At 71.5% G+C, this 26,420-nt stretch carries 25 protein-coding genes and 1 pseudogene; 5 read left to right on the top strand and 21 right to left on the bottom strand.

The genetic code is table 11. The annotated features are described in order from the left end of the window. Positions 1-256: 256 nt before the first annotated feature. The 3 genes from OG897_RS07550 to OG897_RS07540 all read left to right on the top strand — a co-directional run bounded on the left by OG897_RS07550 (position 257) and on the right by OG897_RS07540 (position 3,157). Complete coding sequence (locus tag OG897_RS07550; protein ID WP_266654070.1) at positions 257-1,333, top strand: M4 family metallopeptidase; 1,077 nt, start codon at positions 257-259, stop codon at positions 1,331-1,333. Positions 1,334-1,461: 128 nt separating this feature from the next. Continuing rightward, positions 1,462-1,734 carry a protealysin inhibitor emfourin gene (locus OG897_RS07545; RefSeq protein WP_266654068.1) on the top strand — a complete coding sequence of 91 codons (273 nt, stop codon included), beginning with the start codon at positions 1,462-1,464 and terminating at the stop codon, positions 1,732-1,734. Positions 1,735-1,792: 58 nt separating this feature from the next. Next, positions 1,793-3,157: a GH1 family beta-glucosidase gene (locus tag OG897_RS07540; RefSeq protein ID WP_266654066.1), complete on the top strand. Its 1,365-nt coding sequence runs from the start codon at positions 1,793-1,795 to the stop codon at positions 3,155-3,157. A 225-nt stretch (positions 3,158-3,382) separates the two neighbouring features. Here the strand turns inward: OG897_RS07540 and era are convergent, their stop codons facing one another. The 5 genes and pseudogenes from era to OG897_RS07515 all read right to left on the bottom strand — a co-directional run bounded on the left by era (position 3,383) and on the right by OG897_RS07515 (position 7,400). Beyond that, positions 3,383-4,345, bottom strand: coding sequence for a GTPase Era (era, locus tag OG897_RS07535; RefSeq protein WP_266654064.1), 963 nt, complete (start codon positions 4,343-4,345; stop codon positions 3,383-3,385). Positions 4,346-4,439: 94 nt separating this feature from the next. Continuing rightward, positions 4,440-4,688, bottom strand: a pseudogene (locus OG897_RS07530) (transglycosylase family protein); the annotation flags it as partial. Between the two features lie 467 nt (positions 4,689-5,155). Beyond that, entirely contained in the window at positions 5,156-5,521 is a 366-nt protein-coding gene (locus tag OG897_RS07525; protein WP_266654062.1) for a cytidine deaminase, read from the bottom strand. A gap of 79 nt (positions 5,522-5,600) precedes the next feature. Further along, positions 5,601-6,380 (bottom strand): hypothetical protein, encoded by a 780-nt coding sequence (locus OG897_RS07520; RefSeq protein ID WP_266654060.1) that lies wholly within the window; start codon positions 6,378-6,380, stop codon positions 5,601-5,603. A gap of 159 nt (positions 6,381-6,539) precedes the next feature. After that, the gene (locus OG897_RS07515) at positions 6,540-7,400 is read right to left on the bottom strand and encodes a helix-turn-helix transcriptional regulator (RefSeq protein ID WP_266656647.1); all 861 of its coding nucleotides are present in this window, start codon (positions 7,398-7,400) and stop codon (positions 6,540-6,542) included. Positions 7,401-7,558: 158 nt separating this feature from the next. On the opposite strand from OG897_RS07515, the gene OG897_RS07510 reads away from it, so the two are divergent. Beyond that, entirely contained in the window at positions 7,559-8,989 is a 1,431-nt protein-coding gene (locus OG897_RS07510) for an MFS transporter (RefSeq protein ID WP_266654057.1), read from the top strand. A 19-nt stretch (positions 8,990-9,008) separates the two neighbouring features. Here the strand turns inward: OG897_RS07510 and OG897_RS07505 are convergent, their stop codons facing one another. The 5 genes from OG897_RS07505 to OG897_RS07485 form a co-directional block, all read right to left on the bottom strand. Beyond that, on the bottom strand, positions 9,009-9,365 hold the full coding sequence (locus tag OG897_RS07505; RefSeq protein ID WP_266654055.1) for an MmcQ/YjbR family DNA-binding protein: 357 nt from the start codon (positions 9,363-9,365) through the stop codon (positions 9,009-9,011). Positions 9,366-9,586: 221 nt separating this feature from the next. Continuing rightward, positions 9,587-10,870 (bottom strand): hemolysin family protein, encoded by a 1,284-nt coding sequence (locus OG897_RS07500; RefSeq protein WP_266654053.1) that lies wholly within the window; start codon positions 10,868-10,870, stop codon positions 9,587-9,589. Next, complete coding sequence (gene ybeY, locus OG897_RS07495; protein WP_266654051.1) at positions 10,867-11,364, bottom strand: rRNA maturation RNase YbeY; 498 nt, start codon at positions 11,362-11,364, stop codon at positions 10,867-10,869. The genes OG897_RS07500 and ybeY overlap by 4 nt, the downstream gene beginning before the upstream one ends. 12 nt (positions 11,365-11,376) lie before the next feature. Further along, the gene (locus OG897_RS07490) at positions 11,377-12,441 is read right to left on the bottom strand and encodes a PhoH family protein (protein ID WP_266654048.1); all 1,065 of its coding nucleotides are present in this window, start codon (positions 12,439-12,441) and stop codon (positions 11,377-11,379) included. A 206-nt stretch (positions 12,442-12,647) separates the two neighbouring features. Beyond that, the gene (locus OG897_RS07485) at positions 12,648-13,700 is read right to left on the bottom strand and encodes a PfkB family carbohydrate kinase (protein ID WP_266656645.1); all 1,053 of its coding nucleotides are present in this window, start codon (positions 13,698-13,700) and stop codon (positions 12,648-12,650) included. A gap of 456 nt (positions 13,701-14,156) precedes the next feature. On the opposite strand from OG897_RS07485, the gene OG897_RS07480 reads away from it, so the two are divergent. Continuing rightward, on the top strand, positions 14,157-15,530 hold the full coding sequence (locus tag OG897_RS07480; RefSeq protein ID WP_266656643.1) for an MFS transporter: 1,374 nt from the start codon (positions 14,157-14,159) through the stop codon (positions 15,528-15,530). A 43-nt stretch (positions 15,531-15,573) separates the two neighbouring features. Here OG897_RS07480 and OG897_RS07475 read toward each other — a convergent pair whose 3' ends face one another. From OG897_RS07475 to OG897_RS07425, 11 genes are all read right to left on the bottom strand, one after another. Then, positions 15,574-16,971 (bottom strand): M1 family metallopeptidase, encoded by a 1,398-nt coding sequence (locus OG897_RS07475; protein WP_266654046.1) that lies wholly within the window; start codon positions 16,969-16,971, stop codon positions 15,574-15,576. A gap of 78 nt (positions 16,972-17,049) precedes the next feature. After that, positions 17,050-17,955, bottom strand: coding sequence for a ribonuclease Z (locus tag OG897_RS07470; protein ID WP_266654044.1), 906 nt, complete (start codon positions 17,953-17,955; stop codon positions 17,050-17,052). Between the two features lie 7 nt (positions 17,956-17,962). Then, on the bottom strand, positions 17,963-18,322 hold the full coding sequence (locus tag OG897_RS07465) for a histidine triad nucleotide-binding protein (protein ID WP_266654042.1): 360 nt from the start codon (positions 18,320-18,322) through the stop codon (positions 17,963-17,965). A gap of 118 nt (positions 18,323-18,440) precedes the next feature. Then, a complete protein-coding gene (locus OG897_RS07460) occupies positions 18,441-19,481 on the bottom strand; it encodes a tetratricopeptide repeat protein (RefSeq protein WP_266654040.1) in 1,041 nt (346 codons plus the stop codon). Positions 19,482-19,533: 52 nt separating this feature from the next. After that, on the bottom strand, positions 19,534-20,634 hold the full coding sequence (locus OG897_RS07455; RefSeq protein ID WP_266654038.1) for a tetratricopeptide repeat protein: 1,101 nt from the start codon (positions 20,632-20,634) through the stop codon (positions 19,534-19,536). After that, complete coding sequence (locus tag OG897_RS07450) at positions 20,631-21,938, bottom strand: 26S protease regulatory subunit (protein WP_266654036.1); 1,308 nt, start codon at positions 21,936-21,938, stop codon at positions 20,631-20,633. Before OG897_RS07450 ends, OG897_RS07455 begins: the two co-directional genes overlap by 4 nt. 73 nt (positions 21,939-22,011) lie before the next feature. Continuing rightward, the gene (locus OG897_RS07445) at positions 22,012-22,968 is read right to left on the bottom strand and encodes an AAA family ATPase (RefSeq protein ID WP_266654034.1); all 957 of its coding nucleotides are present in this window, start codon (positions 22,966-22,968) and stop codon (positions 22,012-22,014) included. 210 nt (positions 22,969-23,178) lie between these two features. Further along, positions 23,179-23,856: a hypothetical protein gene (locus OG897_RS07440; RefSeq protein ID WP_266654032.1), complete on the bottom strand. Its 678-nt coding sequence runs from the start codon at positions 23,854-23,856 to the stop codon at positions 23,179-23,181. Positions 23,857-23,900: 44 nt separating this feature from the next. Continuing rightward, the gene (locus OG897_RS07435) at positions 23,901-24,293 is read right to left on the bottom strand and encodes a VOC family protein (RefSeq protein WP_266654030.1); all 393 of its coding nucleotides are present in this window, start codon (positions 24,291-24,293) and stop codon (positions 23,901-23,903) included. 80 nt (positions 24,294-24,373) lie between these two features. Next, positions 24,374-25,117: a 16S rRNA (uracil(1498)-N(3))-methyltransferase gene (locus tag OG897_RS07430; RefSeq protein ID WP_266654028.1), complete on the bottom strand. Its 744-nt coding sequence runs from the start codon at positions 25,115-25,117 to the stop codon at positions 24,374-24,376. Then, a complete protein-coding gene (locus OG897_RS07425; protein ID WP_266656641.1) occupies positions 25,114-26,193 on the bottom strand; it encodes a nitronate monooxygenase in 1,080 nt (359 codons plus the stop codon). The genes OG897_RS07430 and OG897_RS07425 overlap by 4 nt, the downstream gene beginning before the upstream one ends. Positions 26,194-26,420: the final 227 nt, after the last annotated feature.

Here is a 26,420-nt window from a genome sequence, read left to right as displayed (position 1 = left end):
CAGCACCAGATCCCGCGGGGAGGGAGTCGGCCTACGACTACAGGCCCTCGCCGCGGCAGCTAAGGAGAAGCAGCCCGTAACGCATGATGTGCCGCAGCCTAACCGAGGGGCGGCGGGGGCGCCGGTCCGTATCAGTATGCAAGACCCGGCATGAGTGCCGTGGAAACTGTGATCCTTCACTCCAAGCAATGAAATATGGACCGAATCTTGGTCGCAGGTAGTGACACGGGGATGACCCAGTGCCACATTGCTCGCCATGGAAGCCATCCATCCCGTTTTCTGCACCATCGTGCCGCCCCACGTCCTCGACAAGCTCGCACGGGCCGAGGACCCCTCGCTCGCCGGACCCGCCCGCCGCACCCTGGAGGCTGACGCCCAGCAGCGCACGCACCGCCGGCTGACCACGGTCCTCGGCGCGCCGTCCCTCGCGCCCTCCCCGGGGGCCGCGGACAACAAGGTCCACCGCACCGTTCACGACGCCCAGCACAAGACGAACCTGCCGGGCAAGGTCGTCCGGAAGGAGGGTGCCGGGCCCGTCAAGGACGCCACCGTCAACCGTGCGTACGCCGGTCTCGGAGCCACTTTCGAGCTGTTGCTCAAGGCGTTCGGCCGCAACTCCATCGACGGCGACGGCATGCCGCTCAGCGCGAGCGTGCACTTCGACCGGGAGTACGGGAACGCCTTCTGGGACGGCGAGCAGATGGTCTTCGGCGACGGTGACGGCGAGATCTTCCTCGACTTCACGCTCCCCGTCGACGTCATCGGCCACGAGCTGGCGCACGGCGTCACCCAGCACACGGCGAACTTCAGCTACTTCGGCCAGCCGGGTGCGCTGAACGAGTCGGTGTCCGACGTCATCGGCTCCCTCGTCAAGCAGTACGTCAACGACCAGACGGCGTCCGAGGCGGACTGGCTGATCGGCCAGGGCCTGCTCGCCGAGCGCGTCCAGGGCGTCGCCCTGCGCTCGATGAAGGCCCCGGGCACGGCGTACGACGACGACGTCCTGGGCAAGGACCCGCAGCCCGCGACGATGGACGACTTCGTCACCACCGGCCGCGACAACGGCGGTGTGCACATCAACTCCGGCATCCCCAACCACGCGTTCTACCTGCTGGCCGACGCGCTCGGCGGCAAGGCGTGGGAGCGGGCCGGGCAGATCTGGTACGACACCCTCACCGCGGGGACGCTCACCGTCATCCCGACCTTCGCGGAGTTCGCGCAGGCCACGGTGGTGGCGTCGCGCAAGCGGTACAAGGACGGCGAGGAGACCGAGGCGCTGCTGAAGGCGTGGGAGCAGGTCGGAGTGCCGGCGCAGCCGAAGGCGAAGCTGTAGCGCTCCCGCTGCGGCAGCCGAAGGCAAGGCCGTAGCGCTCCCGCTGCGGACCGGTTCGAGCAAGGGGGCGTCCCGGAGGCCGGGGCGCCCCCTACCGGTCGCGCCGTCCCCGTACTAGAACGGACCCCATGGTTATTCAGGTAGTCCGCACCGGAGGTTTCGCCGGGATCGAGCGCCGCGCCGAAATCGACACCTCGGGCAGGCCCGACGCCCACGAGTGGCACGCCCTGGCCGGGCGGGCGGCGGCCACGGGAGGGGGCCTGCGCATGCCGGGCGCGGCGGTCCCGGACGGCTTCTCGTACGAGATCACGGTGGACGGGCAGACCTTCCGCTGTGCCGAGCCGCAACTGTCGGACGCCCAACGGGAGTTGATCTCCAGGGTGCTGAAGGAGGGCGCGTAACGACGCGTGGCGTCCGGACCGTTGACAGCGTTACCCGTCGGTACGGAGCATCTCCCCCATGACGACGCTGCCACCCGGCTCCCGGTACCCGCTGCCCCGCTTTCCCGCCAACTTCCTGTGGGGCGTGTCCACTTCCGCGCACCAGATCGAGGGGGCGGCGGCCGAGGACGGGCGCGGTCCCTCCTCCTGGGACGCCTTCGCCGCCGAGCCGGGCCGCGTCAAGGACGGCTCGAACGCGTCCGTGGCCACCGACCACTACCACCGCTACCCCGAGGACGTCGCCCTCCTCAAGGAGCTGGGCGTGGACGCGTACCGCTTCTCGGTCTCCTGGTCACGGGTGCTCCCGGACGGGGCGGGCGCGGTCAACAAGGCCGGGCTCGACTTCTACGACCGGCTCGTCGACGCCCTGTGCGAGGCCGGGGTCCGCCCGGTGCCGACCCTCTTCCACTGGGACACGCCGCTGGCCCTGGAGCAGGCGGGCGGGTGGCTGGAGCGGGACACCGCGTACCGGTTCGCGGAGTACGTGGACGTGGTGGCGGCCCGCCTCGGGGACCGGGTCGGCCGCTGGATCACGCTCAACGAGCCCGCCGAACTCACCCTGCTCGGACATGCGCTGGGCGCCCACGCACCCGGCAAGCGGCTCCTCTTCGACGCCCTGCCCGTCGCCCACCACCAGCTCCTCGCGCACGGTCTCGCGGTGGAGGTGCTGCGCGGGCGCGGCTCGGGCTCCATCGGCATCGCCAACTCGCACGGCCCGACCTACGCGGCCTCGGACTCAAAGGAGGACCGGGGTGCGGCCGACTTCTACGACCTGCTGCTGAACCGCCTCTTCGCCGACCCGCTGCTCCTCGGGACGTACCCGGACGGCATCGCGGAGATGCTCCCCGGCCCGGTCGAGGAGGATCTGCGGCTGATCTCCCAGCCGTTGGACTGGTACGGGATCAACTACTACCAGCCGACGAAGGTGGGCGCCCACGACCCGTCCCTCCCGGCGGACTTCGCGGGCATCGAGATTCCGCCGGAGATGCCCTTCTCCGTCCACCGCCTCGAAGGCCACCAGCGCACCGCCTTCGACTGGCCGGTGGTACCGGCCGCGCTCTACGAGCTGCTGGTGGGCTTCAAGGAGGAGTACGGCGACCGGCTGCCGCCCGTCGTCATCACCGAGAACGGGTGCAGTTACGAGGGCATCGACGACCAGGACCGGATCAGGTACCTGGACGGGCACCTGCGCGCGCTGAACGACGCGATGGACTCGGGCGTCGACGTGCGCGGGTACTTCGTGTGGTCCCTGATGGACAACTGGGAGTGGGCGGAGGGGTACGCGCAGCGGTTCGGCCTGGTCCACGTCGACTTCGACACCCTGGCGCGGACGCCGAAGGCTTCGTTCAGGTGGCTGCGGGACGAGCTGCGGGCGCAGAGGTGACACGGGGCCGGACGACGTCCCGTTGACAGGCGCGGCGGCCCCGGCCCTCCTCGGGGCTCCGCACTCCGCCCCCGCCTCGTCCCCTTGGGCGGCGGGGCCGCCCCCCGGGGGCGGAACGGGCGGGCAAGGGGGCGGCCCCGCACTGCGGGCCCACCCCGCTCCCGCCCCGCCCGCTACCGCCCGCGCATCCCGGGGGAGCCCAGCTCCACCCCGTACCGCCCGCGCCTAGAACCCGAGCTTGCGCAACTGCTTCGGATCCCGCTGCCAGTCCTTGGCGACCTTCACGTGAAGGTCGAGAAACACCGGCGTCCCCAGCAGCGCCTCGATCTGCTTCCGGGACTTCGTCCCGACGTCCTTCAGCCGCTGCCCCTTCGGCCCGATGATGATCCCCTTCTGGCTCGGCCGCTCGATGTAGACATTCGCGTGAATGTCGAGCAGCGGCCGGTCCGCCGGACGGTCCTCCCGAGGGATCATCTCCTCGACCACGACGGCGATCGAGTGCGGCAGCTCGTCCCGCACGCCCTCCAGCGCCGCCTCCCGGATCAGCTCCGCGACCATGACCATCTCCGGCTCGTCGGTCAGGTCCCCCTCCGGGTACAGCGGCGGGCTCTCCGGCAGCATCGGCGCGATGAGATCGGCCAGCAGCGACACCTGCTGGTCCCCCACCGCCGAGACGGGCACGATCTCCGCCCACGTGATCCCCAGCTCGCGCCCGAGCTCGTCGATCGCCAGGAGCTGCTCGCGCAGCTGCTTCGGCTCGACCAGGTCGGTCTTCGTCACGATGGCGATCTTCGGGGTCTTCTTGATCCCGGCGAGCTCCTTGGCGATGAACTTGTCACCGGGCCCGAGCTTCTGATCGGCGGGAACGCAGAAACCGATGACGTCCACCTCGGCCCACGTCGTCCGCACGACGTCGTTCAGCCGCTCGCCGAGCAGCGTCCGAGGCTTGTGGAGCCCGGGGGTGTCCACCAGGATCAGCTGCGCGTCCGGCCGGTGCACGATGCCGCGCACCGTGTGCCGGGTGGTCTGCGGGCGGCTGGAGGTGATGGCCACCTTCTTGCCGACCAGAGCGTTCGTGAGGGTGGACTTGCCCGCGTTGGGGCGGCCCACGAAGCAGGCGAAGCCCGCCCGGTGGGGGGCGAGGCCGGCTGCGGGGGTTTCAGGGGTACGAGCGCTCATGGCCCCCATTCTCCCCGATGCACGCCGAAGGGCCGACCAGTGGTCGGCCCTTCGGCGAAAGCTCCGGTGGGTGGCGGCGTCCTTACGCCAGCCCGCCCTTCGCACCGCAGGAGCCCCAGGCACCCGCGCCCTGGCCCGCGAGGACCTTCTCGGCGACGGCGATCTGCTGCGCCGGGGTCGCCTGGTGGGCGCTCGGGGCGTGCGCGGTGCCGCCGAAGGCCGCCCAGGTCTGCTGGGTGAACTGGAGACCGCCGTAGTACCCGTTGCCGGTGTTGGTGGCCCAGTTGCCGCCCGACTCGCACGCCGCGACGGCCGACCAGTTCGCACCGGAGGCGGCGGACGCGCTGCCCGAGCCGGTGAGGATCATCGCCGCTGCGGCACCGGCAGCGACGAAGGAACCGGTGATGCGGCGGGCGGCGGTGGTGCGGATCAGGGAGGAGAACACGTAGTGACCTAACGCTGGGGGACGTGGACCGCCGCATCCGAGGCACTTGCGGAGCCTCGTGCGCTTCCGAGGCACTTGCGGAGCCTCTTCACAGGAGGCCCTTGCGTGGCCCCTTGCGGCGTGCCTCCACACTCCCAGCGCCGGTGCCCCGATTCCACGGTCCTTCGTGAGGTGTACGGGGGCCGGACGGCCCGCCCCACCCGCCTTGCGGGGGCGTACCGAAAGCCCCGGGCCGAAGGTCCCGCCGCCCGCGTCCCACCGGCGAACGGGACCTTCGGCACGACGACGGGCGGGGGACTCCCGACCCACCGCCCGTCACTCACGTGTCCTGTGTCACAGCCCTGCGTCACCAGGGCTGCCCCGCCGGGGCCGGTTCACGCCTCGACGCGCGCCCGCACCGTCGCGTCCGGGCCCGCCACGAACACCGGGGTCCCGGCCCCGCCCAGGTCCCGTACCGCCGAGAGGTCCGCGGCGGCGGCCGTGTCGGCACCCGTCACCACGGCGGCGGCCTCCAGCGAGGACGCACCGCTCGCGACGGCCATGGCGACGGCGGTCCGCAGCGCGCTGAGGTTCAGGGAGTCCAGGGCGACGGTCCCGGCGACATAGGTGCGCCCGGTCTCGTCGCGTACGGCCGCGCCCTCCGGCACGCCGTTGCGGGCGCGGGTGGAGCGGGCGAGGGTGATGAGCTTCTGGTCCTCGGGGCCGAGGGGCGCTTCCTGCGCGGGCTGGGGCGTGGTCATGCCCCTGAGCATAGGGAAGCGCCCCGGCCCGCCCGTGCGACGGGTGGGCCGGGGCGCACGCCCGAGCGGTCGGGGCAGGTCAGACCTTCTTGCCCTCGGGGCCTTCCTTGGCGACCCTCTCCGCCTTGGCGACAGCCTTGGCGAACCCGTCCTCGAATGCCTGGATGTCGGCCTTCAGGAAGCTCATCTCGGCGACGGTGACGATGGCCCCGCCGACCCGTGCCTGCGCCAGGTCGTACTGCATGGAAGGCATCTCCGGGTCCGCCGAGGTGACCCGCAGCCGGATACCGGTCGAGCTGGCGCCGCGCTGAGGGACCGAAAGGTCCTCGTGCACCAGGGTCGACTTCCCTTCCTCGCCCTCCAGCTTGGCGGTGAACTTGCGACAGGCGGCAGGGACCGGCGGCATCTCCATCAGCTTCTTGGCCTCGGCCTCGGTGAACGCGGTCACCCCGGCCATCAGGATCGGGCCCTCCTGCGACTTGGTGAAGCCGAGGGCACCCGAGTTCTGCGGCTTGGGGCCGCCCTCCGCGCCGACCGCCGAGTCCAGCAGGAACTGGCACTCCGCCTTGTCCGACTTGCCCATCCGGAAGCCGGACCCGGCCGCGTCGCCCTCCGACAGCTCCGCGTCCTTGCTCCACCCCGTCGGCAGGTCCTTGACCTCCAGGAGGGCGGACTGCACCTGGCGCTGAGTGAACGGCTTGACGTCCGGCTTCGGAGTCGGCGTCGCCGACTTAGCGGCCGGGGTCTTCTTCGCCTCGCCCTTCGACTCGGCGTCCGCGCTGCCCTCGCAGGCGGTGAGCAGGACCAGGGACGAGGCGACCAGGGCCGTGGCGGCGGCTCGGAGCGGACGGATGCGCACAGGGACTCCAGGAAGGATGTTCGATTACTGTCGCGAACTTAAGCGCCAAGTAAAGGGAACTCCAAATCCAGGCACGCGCAGATATGGGGACACGAATACGGGGATACGCGGATACGGGGACACCGTGAAGGCACTCCGGACCGCGCGCCCGCGCAGGCGCTACCCCGCCACCGGGTACATCGCCCCCCGCCGCCCCTCAGGCGACGCCAGCCACTCCAGCTTCTCGGCGGTACCCGTGCTCGGACGCGGCGTGTGCAGCACGATCGTCAGGTCGGGGCGGGCCGGTACGCGCAACTGCGTGCTCTCCATGTTCAGCTCCCCCACCAGGGGATGGAGCAGGTCCTTGAACGTCTGGCCGCCCGGCGCGATGTCCCTGCGCGCCCACAACTCCGCGAATTCCGAACTGAGTTCCTTCGCTTCCGCAACGATCTCCCGGAACCCCTCGTCGTCGGGGCACTCCGAGCACGCCGACCGGAACTGCGCGACCACCCGGCTCGCGGTCGCCTCCCAGTCCTTGGCCCTGGAACGGTAGACGGGGTCGGAGAAGAAGGAGAGCAGGCAGTTCTGCACGACGTCGGGGCGCATGCCGAGCACCGCCGCCGCGGCGTCGTTGTACTGCACGGCGTTCCAGTACACGTCCATGATGTGCGCCGGGTACGGCATCCACGCGTCGATCAGACGGCGCAGCCCGCCGCACATGTCCGCGTCGCCCGGATCCACCTCGGGGGCGGGCGGGTTGAGCCCCGCGAGCACGTACAGATGACGGCGCTCGGAGCTGTTCAGCCGGAGCACCCGTCCCACCGAGTCCAGCACCTGCGGCGAGACCGTTATGTCCCGGCCCTGCTCCAGCCACTGGTACCAGCTGACGCCCACTCCGGCCAGCACGGCGACCTCCTCGCGGCGCAGCCCGGGGGTGCGGCGGCGCGCCCCGCCGTCCGGGAGGCCCGCCTGCGCGGGGCTGATCCGGGCCCGTCGGCTGCGCAGGAACTCCCTCAGCTCGCCGAGCCGGTGCTCCTTCATGCTCACGTGCCCACTGCCGCTCGCACTCGTCCCGCTCGCACTGTGGTGTGCTGCCGTCGCCATCCTGCGTGTCCCCCGATTCCGGCTGCCTGGTGGTGGCGCCAACAGGATAAGTTCCCGCTCCCCACGGACATTCCGGGAAAGGGAGGGTGTGGGACATGGCACTCGACACACCCCCCGAAACCACCGTACCGACCCCGGTCGCGGCCCCCGCGCCCGTCTCCGCCCCCGCCCCCGAGCGGCTGACCGGCCGCGCCGCGCTCGTCCTGTTCGTGCTGTGCGCCGCGCAGTTCATGGTGGCGCTGGACTTCTCCGTACTGAACGTGGCCCTGCCCGCGCTCGGCGCCGACCTCGGCATGAGCCAGTCCGCTCTCCAGTGGGCGGTCACCGCCTTCGCGCTCCCCTCCGGCGGCTTCCTGCTGCTCTTCGGCCGCACCGGGGACCTGTTCGGCCGCCGCAAGCTGTTCCTCGCCGGGCTCGCACTCTTCGGTACGGCGTCCCTGCTGGCGACGTTCGCCTGGGACCCGGCGTCCTTCCTGGCCGGACGCTCACTCCAGGGTGTCGGCGCCGCCGCGATCGTCCCCACCGGCATGTCGCTCCTCACCACCACCTTCCCCGAGGGCCCGCGGCGCGACCGTGCTCTCGGCATCAGCGGCACGCTGCTCTCCCTGGGCTTCACCGTCGGCATGGTCCTGGGCGGCGTCCTCACCGACACCCTCGGCTGGCGCTCCACGATGGGCCTGCTCGCGCTCTTCACGCTGATCGTGCTCCCGCTGGCCCCCGGCATCCTGACCGAGTCCCGCAACCCGGAGCGCCCGCGCCTGGACGTCCCCGGCGCGATCACCGTCACCGGTGGCCTGCTCGCACTGATCTACGCGCTCTCCACGGCCGCCGAGCGCGGCTTCGGCGACACGGACGTCATCGTCACCCTCGTCGTGGGCCTCGCGCTCCTCACCGCCTTCGTCGTCATCGAGTCGCGGGCGAAGGCCCCTCTGGTGTCCCTCCCCATGCTGCGCCGCCCGACGGTCGCCTGGGGCAACGTGGGCGGCCTGGTCACCTTCGCGACGATGACCACGGCCGTGTTCGTCCTGACCCTCTACCTCCAGGAGGTCCTGCACCTCTCGGCCTCGCAGACGGGCCTGGTCTTCGGCGTGCAGGGAGTCCTCTCGGTGGTCGCCGGCGCCCTCACCCCGAAGGTCGTCGGCCGCTTCGGCGCCCGCCGCACCCTGGTCCTGTCGCTCCTCGCGCAGGGCGTCCTCATGGCGGGTCTGCTCACCATCGGCAAGGACTCGGGTGCCGTTCTCGTGACGGTCTTCATCTCCCTGGCGAGCATGGTGCACCTGGGCGCGATCGTGTCGTACGGCCTGACGGTGACCTCGGGCGTCCCCGACTCCGAACAGGGCCTGGCCACCGGCCTGGTGACCACCACCCAGCAGGTCTCCATGACGATCGGCATCCCGCTCCTGGGCGTCCTCGCCACGACCCAGGGCGACCTCTTCTCGGGCGTACGCCTGGTCCTGGGCCTGGCAGCCGCCATCACCTTCGTCACAGCCCTGCTCGTCGCCATGGGCCTGCGCCGCAGGGCCTGAGTGCCGCAGGGGGGGTGCGCTACGCCCGGTCCAGGCGCAGCCGGGTCGCCTTCGGCATTCCGGCGACCACGAGGTCGTACGAGTCCTCGACCATCTCGCGCACGAGACGGTCGGGGACGGTGCCGTCGAGGGTGACGGTGTTCCAGTGCCGTTTGTTCATGTGCCACCCGGGCGCGATCGCCGGATGCTCGCTCCGCAACCGAATCGCCGTCTCCGGCTCACACTTCAGATTCACACCGAGCGGCACGGCGTCCAGAGCGCTCAGCGCGAAGACTTTCCCCAACACCTTGAAAACGGAAATCTCCGGAGTGAAGGGAAACTCCTCAACCGCTTCATTGAACTCAAGACAGAACGATCGAAGCTGAGCGGGCGTCATACCCCCAGTATGCCGCGCCCCACCAGAGCCCCATCAGGGGCGCGGGGAACTGCGCGAGCAACCACAACACACCCGCACCTACCCGAAACAGCCGCGCGGCGAGCGCTTTAGGTGAAGGGGCGGGACAGGGGAATCATCCCGCCGAAGGCGGACCGGGGCCCGGGCGCGGAGCCCCCGGTATGAACAGCACCCCCCGGGCCCGCACGGAAAACCCCGCCCCCCTAGGCGTCCTCGGACGCCACCGGCTCCGCCAACACCGTCACAATCTTGTTCCGCCGCCCCGCAGGCGACTCCGCCGTCAGCCTCACCCGCCGCCCGTCCGGCAGGTCAACCATCGCCGACGCCCCGGCGATCGGCACACGCCCCAGCGCCTTCGCCAACAACCCGCCCACCGTCTCGACATCCTCGTCGTCGAACTCGTCGAGCCCGTAAAGCTCCCCGAGATCGTCGATATCAAGCCGCGCGGTCACCCGGAACCGCCCGTCCCCGAGCTCTTCCACCTGGGCGACCTCACGGTCGTACTCATCGGTGATCTCACCGACGATCTCTTCCAGAATGTCCTCGATGGTGACGATCCCCGCCGTCCCGCCGTATTCGTCGATCACCACGGCCACGTGATTCCGCTCCTGCTGCATCTCCCGCAGCAGATCCCCGGCGTTCTTCGTGTCGGGCACGAAGACAGCGGGCCGCATCGCCGTCGACACCACATCGGATTCCGCATCCCGGTTGATGTGCGTCTTGCGGACCAGATCCTTCAGATAAACAACCCCGACAACGTCGTCCTCGTTCTCCCCGGTCACGGGAATCCGCGAGAACCCCGACCTGAGCGCCAACGTCAACGCCTGCCGCACCGTCTTGAACCGCTCGATCGACACCAGGTCGGTCCGCGGCACCATCACTTCGCGCACCAGGGTGTCCCCCAGCTCGAAGACCGAATGGACCATGCGCCGCTCGTCGTCCTCGATCAACGACTCCTGCTCCGCGAGGTCGACCATCGCGCGCAGTTCCGCCTCACTCGCGAAGGGCCCCTTCCGGAACCCCTTTCCGGGAGTGAGCGCGTTGCCGATCAGAATCAGCAACTGCGGAATCGGCCCCATGATCCGCGCCAGCGGCAGCAGCACGTACGCCGAAGCCGTCGCCGTGTTCAACGGATGCTGCCGCCCGATCGTGCGCGGCGAAACCCCCACCGCGACGTACGAGACAAGCACCATCACTGCGATGGCGACCAGCAACGCCTGCCACGTCTTGTCAAAAACCTCAAGGAAGCCATAAGTAACAAGAACGCCCGCAGCCATCTCACAAGCAACCCGCACCAACAACGCGACGTTCAGATACCGCGTCGGATCGGCCGCCACCTGTGCCAGCTTCGCGCTGCCGCGCTTTCCCGCCCGTACCGCCTCGTCCGCCCGGAAACTCGTCACCCGCGCGAGACCGGCCTCGGCGCACGCCGCCAGCCAGGCCACGACGACCAGGGCGACAGCTCCGACAATCAGTTGCGGGCTCATGAGACGGTCGGCGCCGGGGAGGGGCCGGTGTGGCCCTTCTCCGCCCGCCAGCCGTCGACGATGGCCGCCTGGAGGCCGAACATCTCGGCCTTCTCGTCCGGCTCCTCGTGGTCGTACCCCAGCAGGTGCAGCACACCGTGCACCGTCAGCAGCTGGAGCTCCTCGTCCATCGAGTGCTCCGTCTCCGCGTCCTTGCCCTGCTGCTCGGCGACCTCCGGGCACAGCACGATGTCACCGAGGAGCCCCTGCGGGGGCTCCTCGTCGTCCTTCGTCGGCGGACGCAGTTCGTCCATCGGGAAGGACATGACATCGGTCGGACCCGGAAGGTCCATCCACTGGATGTGCAGCTGCTCCATGGCGTCGGCGTCCACGACGATCACCGAGAGCTCGGAGAGCGGGTGGATGCGCATCCGCGTGAGGGCGTAGCGGGCGATGTCGAGGATCGCCTGCTCGTCGACCTCGGTTCCGGACTCGTTGTTGACGTCGATCGACATGGTGCTTGGCTGCTACTTCCCGGTCTGGCCGCCGCGTCCCTTGTCGGCCTCGGCGGCGCTGTCGTACTTCTCGTACGCGTCGACGATACGGCCGACGAGCTTGTGCCGTACGACATCCTCGGACGTGAGCCGCGAGAAGTGGATGTCCGGAACGTCCCCGAGGATGTCCTGGACCTGGCGCAGACCGCTCTTCGTGCCGTTCGGCAGGTCGACCTGGGTGACGTCACCGGTGATGACGATCTTCGAGTCGAAGCCGAGGCGGGTGAGGAACATCTTCATCTGCTCGGTGCTGGTGTTCTGCGCCTCGTCGAGGACGACGAACGCCGAATTGAGCGTCCGGCCGCGCATGTACGCCAGCGGGGCCACCTCGATCGTCCCCGCGGCCATCAGGCGCGGGATCGTCTCGGGGTCCATCATGTCGTGCAGCGCGTCGTAGAGCGGGCGCAGATACGGGTCGATCTTGTCGAAGAGGGTGCCGGGCAGGAAGCCCAGGCGCTCACCGGCCTCGACGGCGGGGCGGGTCAGGATGATCCGGTCGACCTGCTTGGACTGGAGCGCCTGGACCGCCTTCGCCATGGCGAGGTAGGTCTTGCCCGTACCTGCGGGGCCGATGCCGAAGACGACGGTGTTCTTGTCGATGGCGTCGACGTACCGCTTCTGGTTGAGCGTCTTGGGGCGGATGGTGCGGCCGCGGCTGGAGAGGATGTTCTGCGTGAGCACCTCGGCGGGGGTCTCGGTGACGGCCTCGCCGTTCTTGCCGCCCGCGCCGTTCCCATTTCCGTTGCCGTTCGCCCTGAGCATGGCGATCGAGCGTTCCACTGCGTCCTCCGTCATCGGCTGTCCGGTGCGGAGCACCAGCATCATCTGGTCGAACAGCCGCTGGATCAGGGCGACTTCCGCCGTCTCCCCCGTAGCGCTGATCTCATTGCCCCGGACGTGGATGTCGGCCGCCGGGAATGCCGCTTCGATCACGCGCAGCAGGGAGTCGCCTGATCCGAGCACCATCACCATGGGGTGCGTGGCGGGGATCTTGAACTCGGCACGGGCCTGCGGCTTACGTGTGGGTGTCTGAGTCATGGGCCGGCACTGTGGCCTGCACATACCTCCCGTTGCAGGGTTCTCGCTGCTCGACAACCTCTGGATTCCCAAGCGTACGACTCACCGCTGACAACACCCAGGGGGTTTTGGAAACGGGGTCGTACGGGTGTGCCAACAGGGCACTTCGGCCCGGCCACGAACTCCACTCGGTCCCCCGGACTTGCGGCCCCGGACCCCCGGGGCCCTCAGGCCCTGAACCCGATCGTCGGCACCGCTCTGCGCAGCGGCCAGGGCCTGGCCTGCGCCGGAAGGAGGTCCTCCAGGAACGCGTACCGGCGCAGCGCCTCCTGGTCCTGGGCCTCGTACCCGCGCACCTGCCGCCACCACGCGCCGATCTCCGACCACCCCGGCGCGGACAGCGATCCGCCGAACTCCTGTACGGACAGGGCTGCGGTCAGCCCGGCGAAGGCGAGCCGGTCGGCGAGTGGCCAGTCCGCGAGGGTGCCGGTGACGAAACCGGCGACGAAGACGTCCCCCGCTCCCGTCGGGTCCAGCGCCTCGACGGCGATCGCGGGCACCTCGGCACTCTCGCCGGTCGCCCCGTCCACCGCGTACGCGCCCTCGGGCCCCAGCGTGACGACTGCCAGGGGCACCTTCTCGGCGAGCTTGTGGGCGGCCCGGCGCGGACAGCGGGTGCGGGTGTAGCGCATGGCCTCCTCGGCGTTCGGGAGGAAGGCTTCGCAGTGCTCCAGGTCGGCGAGCGCGGACAGGTCCCAGCGGCCGGTGTCGTCCCAGCCGACGTCGGCGAACACCTTCGCACCACGCCTGGCGGCGGAAGCGGTCCACTCCTCGCTCCGCCCCGGTGCCAGGGAGGCGATGGCGGCACGCGCGCGGGGCGGGCAGGACGGGAAGGGCGCGGAGCCGCCCGGCGGGGGCGCCTCGTGCCCGTGCGACACCATGGTGCGCTCGCCCTCGTACGCCATGGAGACGGTGACCGGGGAGTGCCAGCCGGGGACGGTGCGGGACATGTCGAGGTCGATGCCCTCACCGTCGGAGAGTGCGTCCCAGCAGTACTCGCCGTAGTGGTCGTCGCCGAAGGCCGCAGCGAGGGAGGTGCGCAGGCCCAGGCGGGCGAGGGCGGTGGCCATGTTCGCCACCCCACCGGGGCTGGAGCCCATGCCGCGCGCCCAGGACTCGGTGCCGCGCACGGGGGCGCTGTCGAGACCGGTGAAGATGATGTCCAGGAACACCGTGCCGGTGAGGAACACGTCGCACAGGGGGCCGCCGGGGTCCCGCAGGCCGTCGAGCGGGTCGACCCGCCGGGCGGGGTCCTGGTCGCCTTGGTGGATGTGCGTGCTCACTGTGCGCTCCCCGTCGTGCGTTGCGTGCGTGTGGGTCCTGCGGTTTTGCGGCCAGTGTGCACGATCGGCGGGGCCGTACGGGGCTCTGTGAACAGGGCGTCACGTGCACGTCGCAAAGCCGCCGAGAAGCAAAGGGATCGCCCCGTCTACCCCACCCGCCCAACGGCAAACAACATGTGTCGTAGGTCACAGCACTGGTTCCCTTTTCTTGTGGTCTGCGCGCTTGATAAGAATTGGGCCGCGTTCCTGTCCGTCGACGGTCGCCCAACCCCCTCTGCCCTTCGGCCGTCATGACGTCCTGTCATCACGCACGTCTCCTCAGGAATGCCCGTGTTCTCGCGCTCCCGCGCCGCTTCGCCGCGCCCCGGTGCCTCCGTTCCCCTCCCGCCTCCGGTGCTCCCGAACGCCGCTCTGTGGCCGCTCGTCGCCGTTTTCACCGCGGGCTACCTCGCCGCGTACCTGCTGCCGACCGTCGTCGGGCGGCTGGCCTCCGGACTCGGGCTCACCCCGGCCGGGGCAGGTCTCGTCGGCAGCACGCTGCTGCTGTGCTCGGCCTCCGCGGGCTTCTCCCTCGCCTCCCGGGTGGAGCGGATCGGGCCGCGTCGTGCGGCCCGTGCGGGGCTGCTGCTGATGCTGCTGGGGTACGGCTGCGCGACCCTGGCCTCCGGTCTCGTGCCGGTGGTGGCGGGTGCGGCGGTCGGCTGCTTCGGCTCGGGAACGGCGACGGCGGTGGCCGCAGCGGGCATCGCCGCCCGGCGCGACCCCCACCGGGCATCCGTACTGGGCCTGTTGAGCGTCTCCGCGACGGCGGGCGCGCTGTACCTGACGGTGCCGCATCTGGACGGCGGACACCGGCCGCCCTTCGCGGCGCTCGCATTGATCGCCGTACTGGTGTGGCCCGCGGCGGGGCGACTCGCCGGGCGTCCGCGGGAGGACGCATCCGTCACGGCGTCGCCTCTTGAGGCGGCGGCGGCTGCGACCCGGCTGCCGCACCGCGGGGCGGGCCTGGTGCTCGCCGGGGCGATGCTCTGCTGGTCGATGTGCCAGAACGCCCTGTGGGGCGTCAGCAACCGCATCGCCACCGTGCAGGCGGGTCTCACCGAGGTGAGCGCCGGAGCGGTGTTCGCGGCGGCTCTGGGCGCCGGGCTGATCGGTGTCACCGCTGCCGGTGCTCTCGGGGCGCGGCTCGGGCGGGCGGTGCCGGTGGGTGTCGGCACGGCGTTCATCGCGCTCTGTGTGGCGCTGAGCTCGTCCGCGACGGGCGCTGGCTCCTTCGCGACGGGCGAGATCCTGTGGAACGCGGCCTACCCGGTGGTGCTGTCGTACCTGATCGGTCTGGCCGCGTCGATGGACCCGCGCGGCCGGTGGGCGGTGTTCGCAGGTTCCGCCTCCTCGCTGGGGGTGGCATGCGGCCCGGTGGCGGGCAGTGTCCTGTCCGAGCGGGCGGGCTTCCCGGCGATGGGGCTCGTACTGGGCTGCGTACTGCTGCTGACGGCGGTGCCGATGACGCTGGTGGCGCTGCACACGGGAGGCCGTCCGCTGGTCGCAGGGGCGGTACGGCGCAGGGGCGGGGCCCCTGCCGCCGTCCTGGCGGGCACATCGGGCGCGCTCGCCGGGCAGGTGCCTCAGGTGGGCGCACCGGAGCAGGAGGTCACGGAGATCTCCCTGCGGCCGCTCACCCGGCGGGTGCGGTCCCCGTTCGCGCGCAGCGCTGTGCCGCGGGTGCCGCGGGTGCGGGAGCGGCGGAGGGCCGGGGTGCGGTCGTGACGCGGGGTGCGGGGCCGGGGCCCGGCCCCGCACCCCGCCTCCGTCAGTGGATCCGGTACTTCTCCCAGAAGGGCGTGAGGTCCTTCGTGGTCGCCGCCTGCGCCGCGCGTTTGAAGTCGGCGGTGGTGGAGACGCCGAGCCAGTGGTCGCGGGCGTACTTCTTCAGCATGGCGGCCGTCTGCTGGCTGCCGAGGGTGCTTTCGAGGTCCTGCAGGGCGCAGGATGCACCGCTGTAGGCAACCCCCACGTACTCGGAGCGCCTGCCATCCGCGTAGAAGCCCATGGAGCGGGTCATCGCAGACGTGTCGTCCCACCACCAGGGGCCCTCCGCGCAGAATTCGGAAGTGTCCCCGCCCTCGTAGGTGTGCGCCGCGTACGAAGCGAAGCCCTCGTCGAGCCAGGGGTCGGCGAACTGGTCATTGCCGACGATCCCGTACCACCACTGGTGGGCGACCTCGTGCACGACGGCGGACATGTCCGGAGCCGTCGCCAGCATGACGAGACCGGGGAACTCCATGCCTCCGAAAGTGATGCCGTCGCTCATGACGAGGTCGATCTCGCCGTACGGGTAGCGGCCGAAGCGCTTGCCGAACTCGTCGATGGAGCCGACGCCGTCCTTCATCGCGAGGGCGACTCCCTCGGCCGAGGTGGTGGCGGTCCAGTACCCGTGCACCTTGATCCCGCCCGGCGAGGTGACCGTCCTGGTGCGGAAGGGCCCCGCCGCCCACACGAAGTCCCGTACGCCTCGTGCGACGTTGGTGCTGACCGTACGTCCCGGAGCTCCCGCGCGCCGGGTCGTGGTGCCCGTCGCGGGCACCTTCAGGGAGTCGGGGTGGTCGAGGGCGACCCGGAAGTCCCCGGCGAGGGTGAAGTAGCTCTCGCCGAAACCGACATCGGGGTCGAGGTGACGGCCCTTGGCGTCCTGCACGGACAGCAGCGGCAGCACGTTCCCCACGTAGCGGTGGGCGCCGTCGCGGCCGAAGCGGTGGACGCGGTCCGGGACGGTGATCGCCACGTCGAAGGAGACGTTCGCCCGCGCCCCGTACGGCAGCGGCTTCTTCAGGTCGATGCGCAGGGCCGAGCAGCGCACGGTGAGCGGATGCGGGGTGCCTCCCGCGACCTTGCTCACCCGCACCGGCGACGGCTTCCCCGGGGTGCCGCAGCCGTCGTCGGGGTGTCCGTTGCCCCACAGCCGTACGTCGACGAACCGCAGCGGAGTACGGGCGGAGTTGCGGAAGGAGACCGTCTGACGGCCCGTCCACGTGGTGCCGTCCGCGTCACTGCGCAGGCGTACGTCGTAGGAGGGCCGGTCCGGTGTCGCGGCCTGCGCCTGCGCCGGTGCGTCGGGCGCGGGACCCTGCGCGGCGGCCGACTGCGGGACGAGTAACGCGGCGGCTGCGAGCGCCCCCAGCAGAGGGCGCCATAATGTGATCGAGGTCATGACAAGCACGCTAGGGCGGCGGCACGCCCGGACGAGGGAGTTCCGGAGCACTGTCGCCGCGGGACTCCCTCCCGCCCCTCAGACCCGCTTCGGCACCGACACCCTCATCAGGTCGTCGGCGACCGTCAGTTCCCCTTCGAAACCCACTGCCCGCGCCTGACGCTCGAACTCCTCCGGGTCGCTGTAGCGCTGCGAGAAGTGCGTCAGGACCAAGTGCCGTACGCCCGCATCCCGTGCCGCCTTCGCGGCCTGCCCTGCGGTCAGGTGGCCGTGGTCGGTGGCCAGGCGGACGTCCTCGTCGAGAAACGTCGACTCGATGACGAGCATGTCGCAGCCTTCGGCGAGCACGTGCACGCCCTCGCACAGCCGGGTGTCCATGACGAACGCGAAGCGCTGCCCCCGGCGTTCCTCGCTCACCTCCGCGAGGGTGACGCCGTTCAGCACGCCCTCCCGCTGGAGGCGGCCCACGTCCGGGCCCTTGATGCCGTACGCGGCCAGCTTCTCGGGCAGCATGCGACGGCTGTCGGGCTCGACCAGGCGGTAGCCGTAACTCTCCACCGGGTGCGACAGCTTGTGGGCGGACAACGTGTATCCGGGAGTGGTGGCCAGGACGCCGTCCGCCGACACCGGTGCCTCGGCGATGTCGACGCTCTCGCGGTAGGCGGTGGAGTACCGCAGCCGCTCGAAGAAGTGCTGTCCGCTCGCCGGGTAGTGCGCGGTGACCGGGTGCGGGACCTGGTCGAGGTTGATGCGCTGGATCACTCCTGCCAGGCCCAGGGAGTGGTCGCCGTGGAAGTGCGTGACGCAGATCCGGTCGATGTCGTGGGCGGCGACCCCGGCCCGCAGCATCTGGCGCTGGGTGCCCTCGCCGGGGTCGAAGAGGAGGCCCTCGGCGTCCCAGCGCAGGAGGTAGCCGTTGTGGTTGCGGCGACGGGTGGGCACCTGGCTGGCGGTGCCGAGGACGACCAGTTCGCGAGCGGACACCGTTCGCCTACCCGGGGGGCCAGGTGAGACCGCGCCCGCCCAGGACGTGCGCGTGCGCGTGGAAGACCGTCTGGCCCGCGCCGGAACCCGTGTTGAGGATGATCCGGTAGCCGCTCTCCGCGACCTTCTCGTCGAGGGCGACCTGTCCCGCCTCGCGCAGCACGTCGGCGGCGATCTGCGGCTCGGCCGCGGCCAGCGAGGCGGCGTCCGGGTGGTGCACCTTGGGGATGACCAGGACGTGCGTGGGCGCCTGCGGGTTGATGTCCCGGAAGGCGAGGGTGGTCTCGGTCTCGCGGACGACCGTGGCGGGGACCTCCCCCGCGACGATCTTGCAGAACAGGCAGTCCGCCTGCGGTTCACCGGCCATGGACGGCCTCCTCGAAGATGCGGTGATCGGACACGGCGCATGCTATCCGCCCGCGTGCGCACCCGACCGGCCCGATGCGCACGGCCGGCCGGGGCCCGTGCTCCTGCGGCACCCGCCGTTACGGGCTGCGCCGCCTCAGTGCGCTGCGGCTGATCCAGTACGTCAGGAACACCGCCCAGATCGTCGGTGCCACCGTCGCCCCGAGGAACCAGGCGGGCAGCCCAGGTACCGCCGCCAGGACGACGCCCAGCGCACCCAGCAGTCCCACGGCGCCCGCCATCCACATCACCGGCGGACAGCCCCGGGCAAGCCGCAGCAGCGGGCCGCGCAGCCGCTCCGGCATCCTGCGGCGCACCCACCACCCCCACAGGAGCCAGATACCCACGAGCGCGGGCAGCCCCACGACGAGCGCCCCCGGCCCGCTGTCCTCCTGGACGGCCTTCGTGATCATGCCGACGGCGAGCCCCAGCAGGGCGACCCAGCGGGCGAGGGCGACGGTGTTCCACGCCATCACCTCCAGGTTGTACCGGCCGTCCCGGTCCCCCGGATCGAGGACGGATGCTTCCGCGAAGCCCTCCGCGGCCCGCTTCCAGCCGCCGCGACGACGGTGGTGCAGGTCGAGCAGGGCGAGGTTGTGCCGGGCCGCGGCGTGCCCGGGATCCAGGCGCAGGGTGGTGCGGTACGCCTCCACCGCCACGTCCGTCCTCTTGAGGCGGTGCGCGGTGAGCCCCACCAGGAAGTGCGCGTACGGCTCCTCGGGGGCGAGCGACACCGTGTGCCTGGCCACCTCGTACGCCTCCGTGACCTGCCACGGGCCGCCCTTCGACAGGACCTCCGCGACGGTGGCGTGCGTGCCCCAGCGCTGCGGGGCCAGCCTGACCGCCTCCCGGGCCGACCACTCGGCGGCCGGGAGGTTGCCCAGCGCGGCCAGTTCCTCCGACCGCACGATCAGCGCGGTGATGCTGCCCGGGTCCAGCCGCAGCGCCTGGTCCGCCGCGTGCAGAGCGCCCTGCGGGTTCTTGGCCCCGCGCAGGCTGCGGGCGAGCAGGGTCCACCCGTGGGCGTCGTCCGGATGGGACGCCAGGTGCGTTCCCAGTGCGGCGGCGGCCTGTTCGTACCGCCCGAGGTCGTACAGCCCCTCGGCCCGTTCCAGACTCATGAACGCCTCACGCCCGCACGCCTCACGCCCGCACGCCTCGCCACCGCACGCCTCACGACCGCCCCGCCCGTGCACCGGACGAGCGCATCGCCGCCCGCTCGAACCAGATGGTCAGCAGGGTGGGCACGAGCGCCAGCCAGAACAGGATCTGCGGCACCAGCCGTTCCGTCCACGGCACGGCGACCACCACGACCGCGCACAGCGTGCACCACGCGGCCTGCCCGACGGCGACCTTGCCCCAGAAGTTCGTCCGGACGAACTCCCCGAAGCTCAGCCGCACTCCGGTACGCATCCTCCGGTAGCGCCGCCACGCCCCGAAACCCCACACCGCGCCCATGACGGCGAGCGCGTACAGCCGGGTGCCCAGCGGCACGGGCAGGTCGGCGGGGCCTCCGCCGGGGAAGAGCCGCCCCGTCACCCCGGCGATCGCCACGCACAACAGCGCCAGCCAGCGGGTGCCGCGCAGCATCCGGTACACGGCGGCCCGGAGCGCCTGGTGCATCTCCCGGTCCTGCGGGAGCACGCCCAGCGCCGTCGCGTACGAGTCGGCCACCTCGGAGAGCTTCGCCGTCGGGTCGGCGGCCCTCGCCTCAGCGAGCACCTTGTGCGCCCAGGTGCACTCCGGATCGACGGCGAGCGCGCTGCGGGCCGAACTCTCCACGAGGTCCTGCCTCTTGAGGAGCTCGGCGTAGAAGTACACCGCGTGGTGCGCGTCCGGCTCCCCGGGAGCCAGCCGCACCGCCTCGAACGCCACCTCCAGGGCCGCGGGCCACTGGTCGAAGGGATGCGTCATCGACCGGGCGAGGGCGACGTGCGCGCTCCACTCGTCCGGTGCGCAGCGGACCGCCTCCCGTCCGGCGGCCAGCGCCTTGTGCCAGTTGGGGGCGCCGTGGAAGAAGTAGGAGCGCAGGATGTGGGCGTACGCGTAGTCCGGGTCGTACGCCGACGCCTGATCGAGGGCCCGCTCGGCCTCCTCGTACTCCCCGGCCGCCGTGTGGCACCGGAACATCCGCGCCCAGGCCCGGACGTCGGACGGCTCCTCCGCCAGCCGCCGGGCGAGGAGTTCGCGGGCCTCGGCGTGCCTGCCCACCTCTATGAGGAGGTCGGCCCGGTCCGCCGCCTGGTCCAGGGAGGACCCCGCCGCCCCGCTCACAGCTTGCGCTTCTTCTTGAGGTGCGCGAGCAGGTCGTCGTACATGCCGCCGTCGTTGGCGAACAGTGCGACGTTGCGCGCGGAGGAGAACCACGCCTCCGTGGAAGGCCGCAGCTGCCTGGCCGCCGACAGCAGGTCCTTCGTGTTGATCATGCGTACGGTGCCGGTGCGCGCGGAGTCCATCAGGGCGCTCTCCGACGCGCTGTCGCAGAGGTGCGCGAGGTCGGCCCCGGAGAACCCCTCGGTGACCTTGACGAGCTTGCCGAGGTCGACGGACTCGATGGGCCGGTCCTTGAGGTGGTAGCGCAGGATCGATTCCCGGGCGGGCTCGTCCGGCGGGAGCACCAGCAGGGTGCGGTCCAGGCGGCCGGGGCGGCGCAGGGCGATGTCGACGTCCCAGGGGACGTTGGTGGCGGCGAGGACGAAGACGCCCTCGTTGTCGCCCTCGACGCCGTCGAGTTCGACGAGGAGCTGGTTGACGGCGTTGCGCAGCCCGCTGTGGTGGGAACGGCTGCGCTTGGCGCCCAGGGCGTCCAGCTCGTCCAGGAAGACCACGCAGGGTGCCTTCTGGCGGGCCGTGCGGAACACCTCGTGGACGTTCTTCTCGGACTGCCCGATGTACATGTCGAGGACGTCGCTGAGCGACACCGACATGAACGAGGCACCCAGTTCGCCCGCGACGGCCCGGGCGATGAAGGTCTTGCCGCATCCCGGCGGCCCGTACAGCAGCAGTCCGCCGCGCAGGCTCTTGCCGAACAGCTTGCGCAGTTCCGGGTTGCGCATGGGTGCCAGGAACGCGGCCTCCAGGCGTTCCTTGACCTCCTGCATGCCGCCGACGTCGGAGAGGCGCAGGCCGCCGGGGGCCTCGATGTCGAACGCGGGGGCGCCGTCGGCGTCGCCGCCGCCGTCGGAGGTGAGCGGCCGCTCGAATCCCTCGGGGCCGCCCTGGTGACCGGATGCGGTGAAGCGCGGCGGCAGCACGTCGCCGACCTCCTGCTCGGCGGCCCGCCAGTCGAACCCGCCCTGTGACTGGGGCTGTTCCGGGGGTGCGGCGGGGGTGGCGGGCACGGCGGGGGTGGCAGGGGCGACAGGAACAGCGGGGCCGCCCATGGCGCGCATCATCAGTTCCCGCGCCTGCGGATCGCCGGGCGCGTGCGTCAGGGCGACGGCGGCCTCCGTGACGGCGGCTTCACCGTGCCCCGCCTCCAGCAGCAGGTGGGCGAGGTGCAGCCGTAGGGGGACGTCGCCGGGGGCGGCCGCGACGGCCGCGCGCAGGCTGGATATCAGAGGTGACTCGTCGGACATGCGGCCACCCTATGAAGGAGGTGCACCCCGGTGCCCGCTCGGGTCGCTGTCCGCGGCGCGGGAACCTCCCTCCCTACGGCTTCCCCAGCCCCGCCAGCAGCAGTTGCCCGTACTCCCGGTGCGCCAGCGGCAGCCGGTACGCGCCGTCCTCCTCCGGCAGCACCACCGACGCCTCGATCAGCGCCGTCAGTTCACCGCCGTCCGCGAACACCGTCTCGACCTGCTGCGCGGTGAACTCCCCCGTGAACGCCGACAGCCGTGCCCACAGCAGCCGTTCGGCCCGCCCGCACAGGTCGTGGCTCCAGGCGATCGCCCTCAGGAGGGTGCGGTGCCGGGCAGGCTGCTTGGGGCCGTGTATGAGCACCCCGAACCGTGCCCCCGGCTCGCACAGGCTGCCGTACAGCTGTTGCGGGGTGATGTTGCGGCCGAGCGTGCGGGCGGCCAGCAGGACGCTCAGCGGATCGCCGTCGAGGCGCTCGGCGAGCAGCCGTGTCCAGAACACCGGCAGATCCACCCCTTGCACCGCCGCCTTCTCCCGCAGGAGTTCGACGGTGTGCTCCCGCGACAGCGGCCGCAGCGCCACCCGGTGTTCGCCGGGCACCCCGACCGGGCTGCGGCTGGTGACCAGGATCTGGAGGCCGGGGCACGAGTCGTGCAGCCTGCCCACCAGATAGGCGCAGCCCGTCCGTACGTGCTCACAGGTGTCCAGTACGAGCAGGCCGCGACGCCCCGCGAGGAGCCGCAGCACCGCCTCCATGGGGTCGGTGCCGCTGCCGGGTGCGGTGCCCGCGTGGAGGGCGGCCGCGATGGTCTGCGGGACGAGGGCGTTGTCCGCGCAGTCGGAGAGGTCGGCACGGTGCACGGGGAGATCGGTGACGGCTTCTGCGAGGCGGGCGGCGAGGTGTGACTTGCCGACCCCGGCGGGGCCGGTGAGGGTCACCAGCCGGGTGTCCGCGAGCACCTCAAGAAGGTCGCCGAGGGCCGGGTCGTGGGGAATGCGGGGGACGGGAAGGCCGTATGCGGGGGGCATGGGCCCACTCTGGCCGGGCCCGGCTCCCCCGCGCGCCTCTGCGGACCGTAGATCCGTACACCTAATTCCCCTGGTGGGCGTTACGTAGGTATGCGGCAGCAGCCCCCCCCCTCCTGCCGCTCCCTCCCCCAGCGCACACCGGCTGAGCGTAACCAGGAAGTTGCCGAGCCCGACCCCAGCGCTCCACCCGACCGTGCGACGGCCTTGCGGTCACTTGCCCGTGGGGCAGCCGCACGTGGGTCCCGGGTCCGGCGCGGGATCGGGTCCGACGGTGACGGTCACCGTGACGGTGGGGCGCGGCGCGGGCGGCTCCGGGGCGGGCGTGGGGGCGGTGGTGGGCCGGGTGGCCGTAGCGGTGACCGTCCGGGTGGGCCGCCAGGTGGGCCGCTGGGTGGGCTCCGGCGGCGGGCGCCAGGTGGGCGGGCGGGACGTGGGGCGCGCGGAGCAGTCGCCGAGCACGTTCGCCCGGAACACCGTGCGTCCGCCGACCTCGGCCGTCAGGTCTCCGCGGACACAGCGGCCGTCGCGCTCCTCGGTGACCTTCCCGTCGACTCTGATCTCCTTGCCGTCCTTGGTCTGTCCCTCGCACGCCACTGTCGCGATGTTCCGCGCCGACGGCGCGGACGTCACCAGGGAGGGCCGCGCCGACGGATCGGCGCTCACCCTCGCGCGGTCGCCGACAGTGGCCGTACAGGTCATCCAGTTGACGTCGATCCCGGCGCGCTCCAGTGCCCGGGTGCCGGTCTGGTCGGTGGTCAGGGCCACCGCGAAGGAGTTCAGGCCCCCGCCGCCGCCCGGCTCGCAGGCGGCCACCCCTGCCACCGTCGCCCCGGCGAGGACTGCCGCCGCGAGGGTGCGCCTGTGCCGTAATCGCCTCCATGCCCCCATGGGAGGCAGCGTCCCACCGCCCCCGAGCGAGGGACAGACGCGTTTCAGCCGCCGAGCAGCAGCCACTCCTGGAGCTCCACCAGGTTCCCCTCGGGGTCCTTGAGGTGGGCCGCCCGCATCCGTGGGGTCATCGGCGCGGGCCCGTGCACCAGGACGGCACCCCGTCCGGTGATGTCCTCGCAGTACCGGTCCAGGTCGTCCACCCGCAGCACCACGAACGACCGGTGCCCCTCGGGTTCGTCGGCCACCTCCCCCAGCAGCTCGGCCATCACGGCCCTGTCCTGGAGTGCGATCCCCGCCGACCCCGTCGACAGGGAGAACTTCTCGTACGGCCCGTCCGCGAACCCGGACTGGGGCTTCAGCCCCAGCACCTCGCCGTAGAAGCGGTAACAGGCGGCGAAGTCGGAGACCAGCAGCCTCACTTGTGCGAGTTCCATGACGCTCTCCCTGTGTGCGAGTGACACCTGTGGTGGTCTGCGCAGTTCAGGTGCGGCCGGTCACCTGTGCCGGACGCGGTTCAGGACCACCGTCCGGTGCGTCCCAGCAGCAGAGCGGTGGCCGCCGTGCCCGCCGTGCTCGTACGGAGCACGCTGCGGCCCAACCGGTACGGTGCGGCCCCCGCCTGCGCGAAGAGCTCCAGCTCCTGCGGGGAGACGCCGCCCTCCGGTCCGACGACCAGCACGATGGAGCCTTCCTGAGGCAGCTCGGCGAGCGCCAGGGCACCACTGTCGGCGTCCCGGTCCTCGTGCAGTACGGCGGCGAAGTCCGCCGTGGCCAGAAGCGCACCCACCTGCTTGGTGCTCATGACGTCCGCGACCTCGGGGAAGCGCAGCCTGCGCGACTGCTTGCCCGCCTCCCGTGCGGTGGCCCGCCACTTGGCGAGGGACTTGGCACCCCGCTCGCCCTTCCACTGCGTGATGCAGCGCGCCGCCTGCCACGGCACGACGGCGTCGACACCGGTCTCGGTCATCGTCTCCACGGCCAGCTCGCCCCGGTCGCCCTTGGGGAGCGCCTGCACCACGGTGATGCGCGGCCTGGGCTCCTCCTCGACGACGGCCTTGGTGACCTGGACGACGAGCCGGTCCTTGCCCTCCGCCGCGACGACGACGGCTTCGGCGCCGTTGCCGCGCCCGTCGGCGAGGACGACGTCCTCCCCCGCTGTGAGCCGTCGCACCGACACCGCGTGCCGGCCTTCGGGGCCCTCCAGGACGTACTGGCCGCCCTCGGGCACTCTCTCCACGACGAACACCGGCGCCGTCATGACGTCGACCTCCTCAAAGCCATCTCCGTCCACGCCGAGTCCGCCTCGGCCGACAACACCTGTACGAGCCGCCCGGCGGGCAGGTCCCGGGCCAGCCGGTGCCCCTGCCCCGCCCACAGGGCCATGCCCTGGGCGTCCCCGACGCGTGCGGCGGCCTGCCGCAGCCCGGCAGTCATGTAGTGCACCTCCGGGTACGCGGAGGGCGCGTACGGGCCGTGCTCGCGCATGAAGCGATTGACCAGACCGCGCGCGGGGCGCCCGGAGAACGCCCGGGTGAGTTCGGTGCGGACGAACAAAGGGTTCTTCAGCGCGTTCTTGTGCATGGCGTGCGCACCGGACTCCGGGCACGCCAGGAACGCCGTACCGAGCTGCGCGGCGTCCGCCCCCGCGGCCCGCACGGCGGCGATCTGCGCCCCGCGCATCAGCCCTCCGGCGGCGATCACCGGAAGCTGCACGGTCTCGCGGACCTGCGTCACCAGCGACAGCAGCCCGAGCCCTCCGCTGCCGTCGGTCTGCGGGTCGTCCCGGTGGGTGCTCTGGTGGCCGCCCGCCTCGATGCCCTGCACGCACACGGCGTCCGCGCCCGCCCACTCGGCGGCCTGCGCCTCCTCCGGAGTGGTGACGGTGACGATCGTGAAGGTCCGTGCGTTCGCCAGGGCGTCGAGCTCGTCCCTGGAGGGACATCCGAAGGCGAAGGACACCACCGGCACCGGATCGTCGACGAGGAGCGCCAGCTTGGCCTCGTACCCGTCGTCGGTGCCGTGGTCGTCGCGCTCGGCGATCGGCGTCTCGTACCAGGCGCTCTCGCTCGCGAGCTGCTGCCTGTACAGGTCGAGGGCCGCGGGGTCGGCGGCGGGCTGCGGCATGAACAGGTTGACCCCGAACGGCTTGGAGGTCAGTGCGCGCAGCTGCTTGATCTCCTCGTACATCCCGTCGGCGGTCTTGTACCCGGCGGCGAGGAAACCGAGCCCGCCCGCCTCCGACACGGCGGCGGCCAGCTCGGGGCGGGACACCCCGCCGGCCATGGGCGCGGCCACGATTCCGCGCCGGCACAGCTCTCCCAGCGCGGGCACCACCCGGGTCTCAACAGACATGCCCGCATCGTTTCACGACACGGCCGACCCGCCGAATCGAACCAAAACGGGACCGGACCTGGTGGTCCGGCCCCGCTCCGACGCGAACAGGCTCAGCGCCCGCCGAAGAACGTCACAAGAACGCTCTAGCGCCCGTTGAAGGCGTCCTTCAACCGCGAGAACAGTCCCTGCTGCCCCGGCTGACTGTGTCCCCCGGGGGACGACCCCCG

Origin of the sequence: Streptomyces sp. NBC_00237, assembly GCF_026342435.1 — a bacterium.
Classification (GTDB): Bacteria; Actinomycetota; Actinomycetes; order Streptomycetales; family Streptomycetaceae; genus Streptomyces.
This window is presented reverse-complemented; position numbering and strand designations above follow the sequence as displayed.

Bases quoted from the DNA above. Each gene is read 5' to 3' on its own strand.
- OG897_RS07550 (WP_266654070.1), top strand. From the start codon at position 257: ATGGAAGCCATCCATCCCGTTTTCTGCACCATCGTGCCGCCCCACGTC.
- OG897_RS07545 (WP_266654068.1), top strand. From the start codon at position 1,462: ATGGTTATTCAGGTAGTCCGCACCGGAGGTTTCGCCGGGATCGAGCGC.
- OG897_RS07540 (WP_266654066.1), top strand. From the start codon at position 1,793: ATGACGACGCTGCCACCCGGCTCCCGGTACCCGCTGCCCCGCTTTCCC.
- era (WP_266654064.1), bottom strand. From the start codon at position 4,345: ATGGGGGCCATGAGCGCTCGTACCCCTGAAACCCCCGCAGCCGGCCTC.
- OG897_RS07525 (WP_266654062.1), bottom strand. From the start codon at position 5,521: ATGACCACGCCCCAGCCCGCGCAGGAAGCGCCCCTCGGCCCCGAGGAC.
- OG897_RS07515 (WP_266656647.1), bottom strand. From the start codon at position 7,400: ATGAAGGAGCACCGGCTCGGCGAGCTGAGGGAGTTCCTGCGCAGCCGA.
- OG897_RS07510 (WP_266654057.1), top strand. From the start codon at position 7,559: ATGGCACTCGACACACCCCCCGAAACCACCGTACCGACCCCGGTCGCG.
- OG897_RS07505 (WP_266654055.1), bottom strand. From the start codon at position 9,365: ATGACGCCCGCTCAGCTTCGATCGTTCTGTCTTGAGTTCAATGAAGCG.
- OG897_RS07500 (WP_266654053.1), bottom strand. From the start codon at position 10,870: ATGAGCCCGCAACTGATTGTCGGAGCTGTCGCCCTGGTCGTCGTGGCC.
- ybeY (WP_266654051.1), bottom strand. From the start codon at position 11,364: ATGTCGATCGACGTCAACAACGAGTCCGGAACCGAGGTCGACGAGCAG.
- OG897_RS07490 (WP_266654048.1), bottom strand. From the start codon at position 12,441: ATGACTCAGACACCCACACGTAAGCCGCAGGCCCGTGCCGAGTTCAAG.
- OG897_RS07475 (WP_266654046.1), bottom strand. From the start codon at position 16,971: ATGACCTCGATCACATTATGGCGCCCTCTGCTGGGGGCGCTCGCAGCC.
- OG897_RS07465 (WP_266654042.1), bottom strand. From the start codon at position 18,322: ATGGCCGGTGAACCGCAGGCGGACTGCCTGTTCTGCAAGATCGTCGCG.
- OG897_RS07460 (WP_266654040.1), bottom strand. From the start codon at position 19,481: ATGAGTCTGGAACGGGCCGAGGGGCTGTACGACCTCGGGCGGTACGAA.
- OG897_RS07450 (WP_266654036.1), bottom strand. From the start codon at position 21,938: ATGTCCGACGAGTCACCTCTGATATCCAGCCTGCGCGCGGCCGTCGCG.
- OG897_RS07445 (WP_266654034.1), bottom strand. From the start codon at position 22,968: ATGCCCCCCGCATACGGCCTTCCCGTCCCCCGCATTCCCCACGACCCG.
- OG897_RS07440 (WP_266654032.1), bottom strand. From the start codon at position 23,856: ATGGGGGCATGGAGGCGATTACGGCACAGGCGCACCCTCGCGGCGGCA.
- OG897_RS07435 (WP_266654030.1), bottom strand. From the start codon at position 24,293: ATGGAACTCGCACAAGTGAGGCTGCTGGTCTCCGACTTCGCCGCCTGT.
- OG897_RS07430 (WP_266654028.1), bottom strand. From the start codon at position 25,117: ATGACGGCGCCGGTGTTCGTCGTGGAGAGAGTGCCCGAGGGCGGCCAG.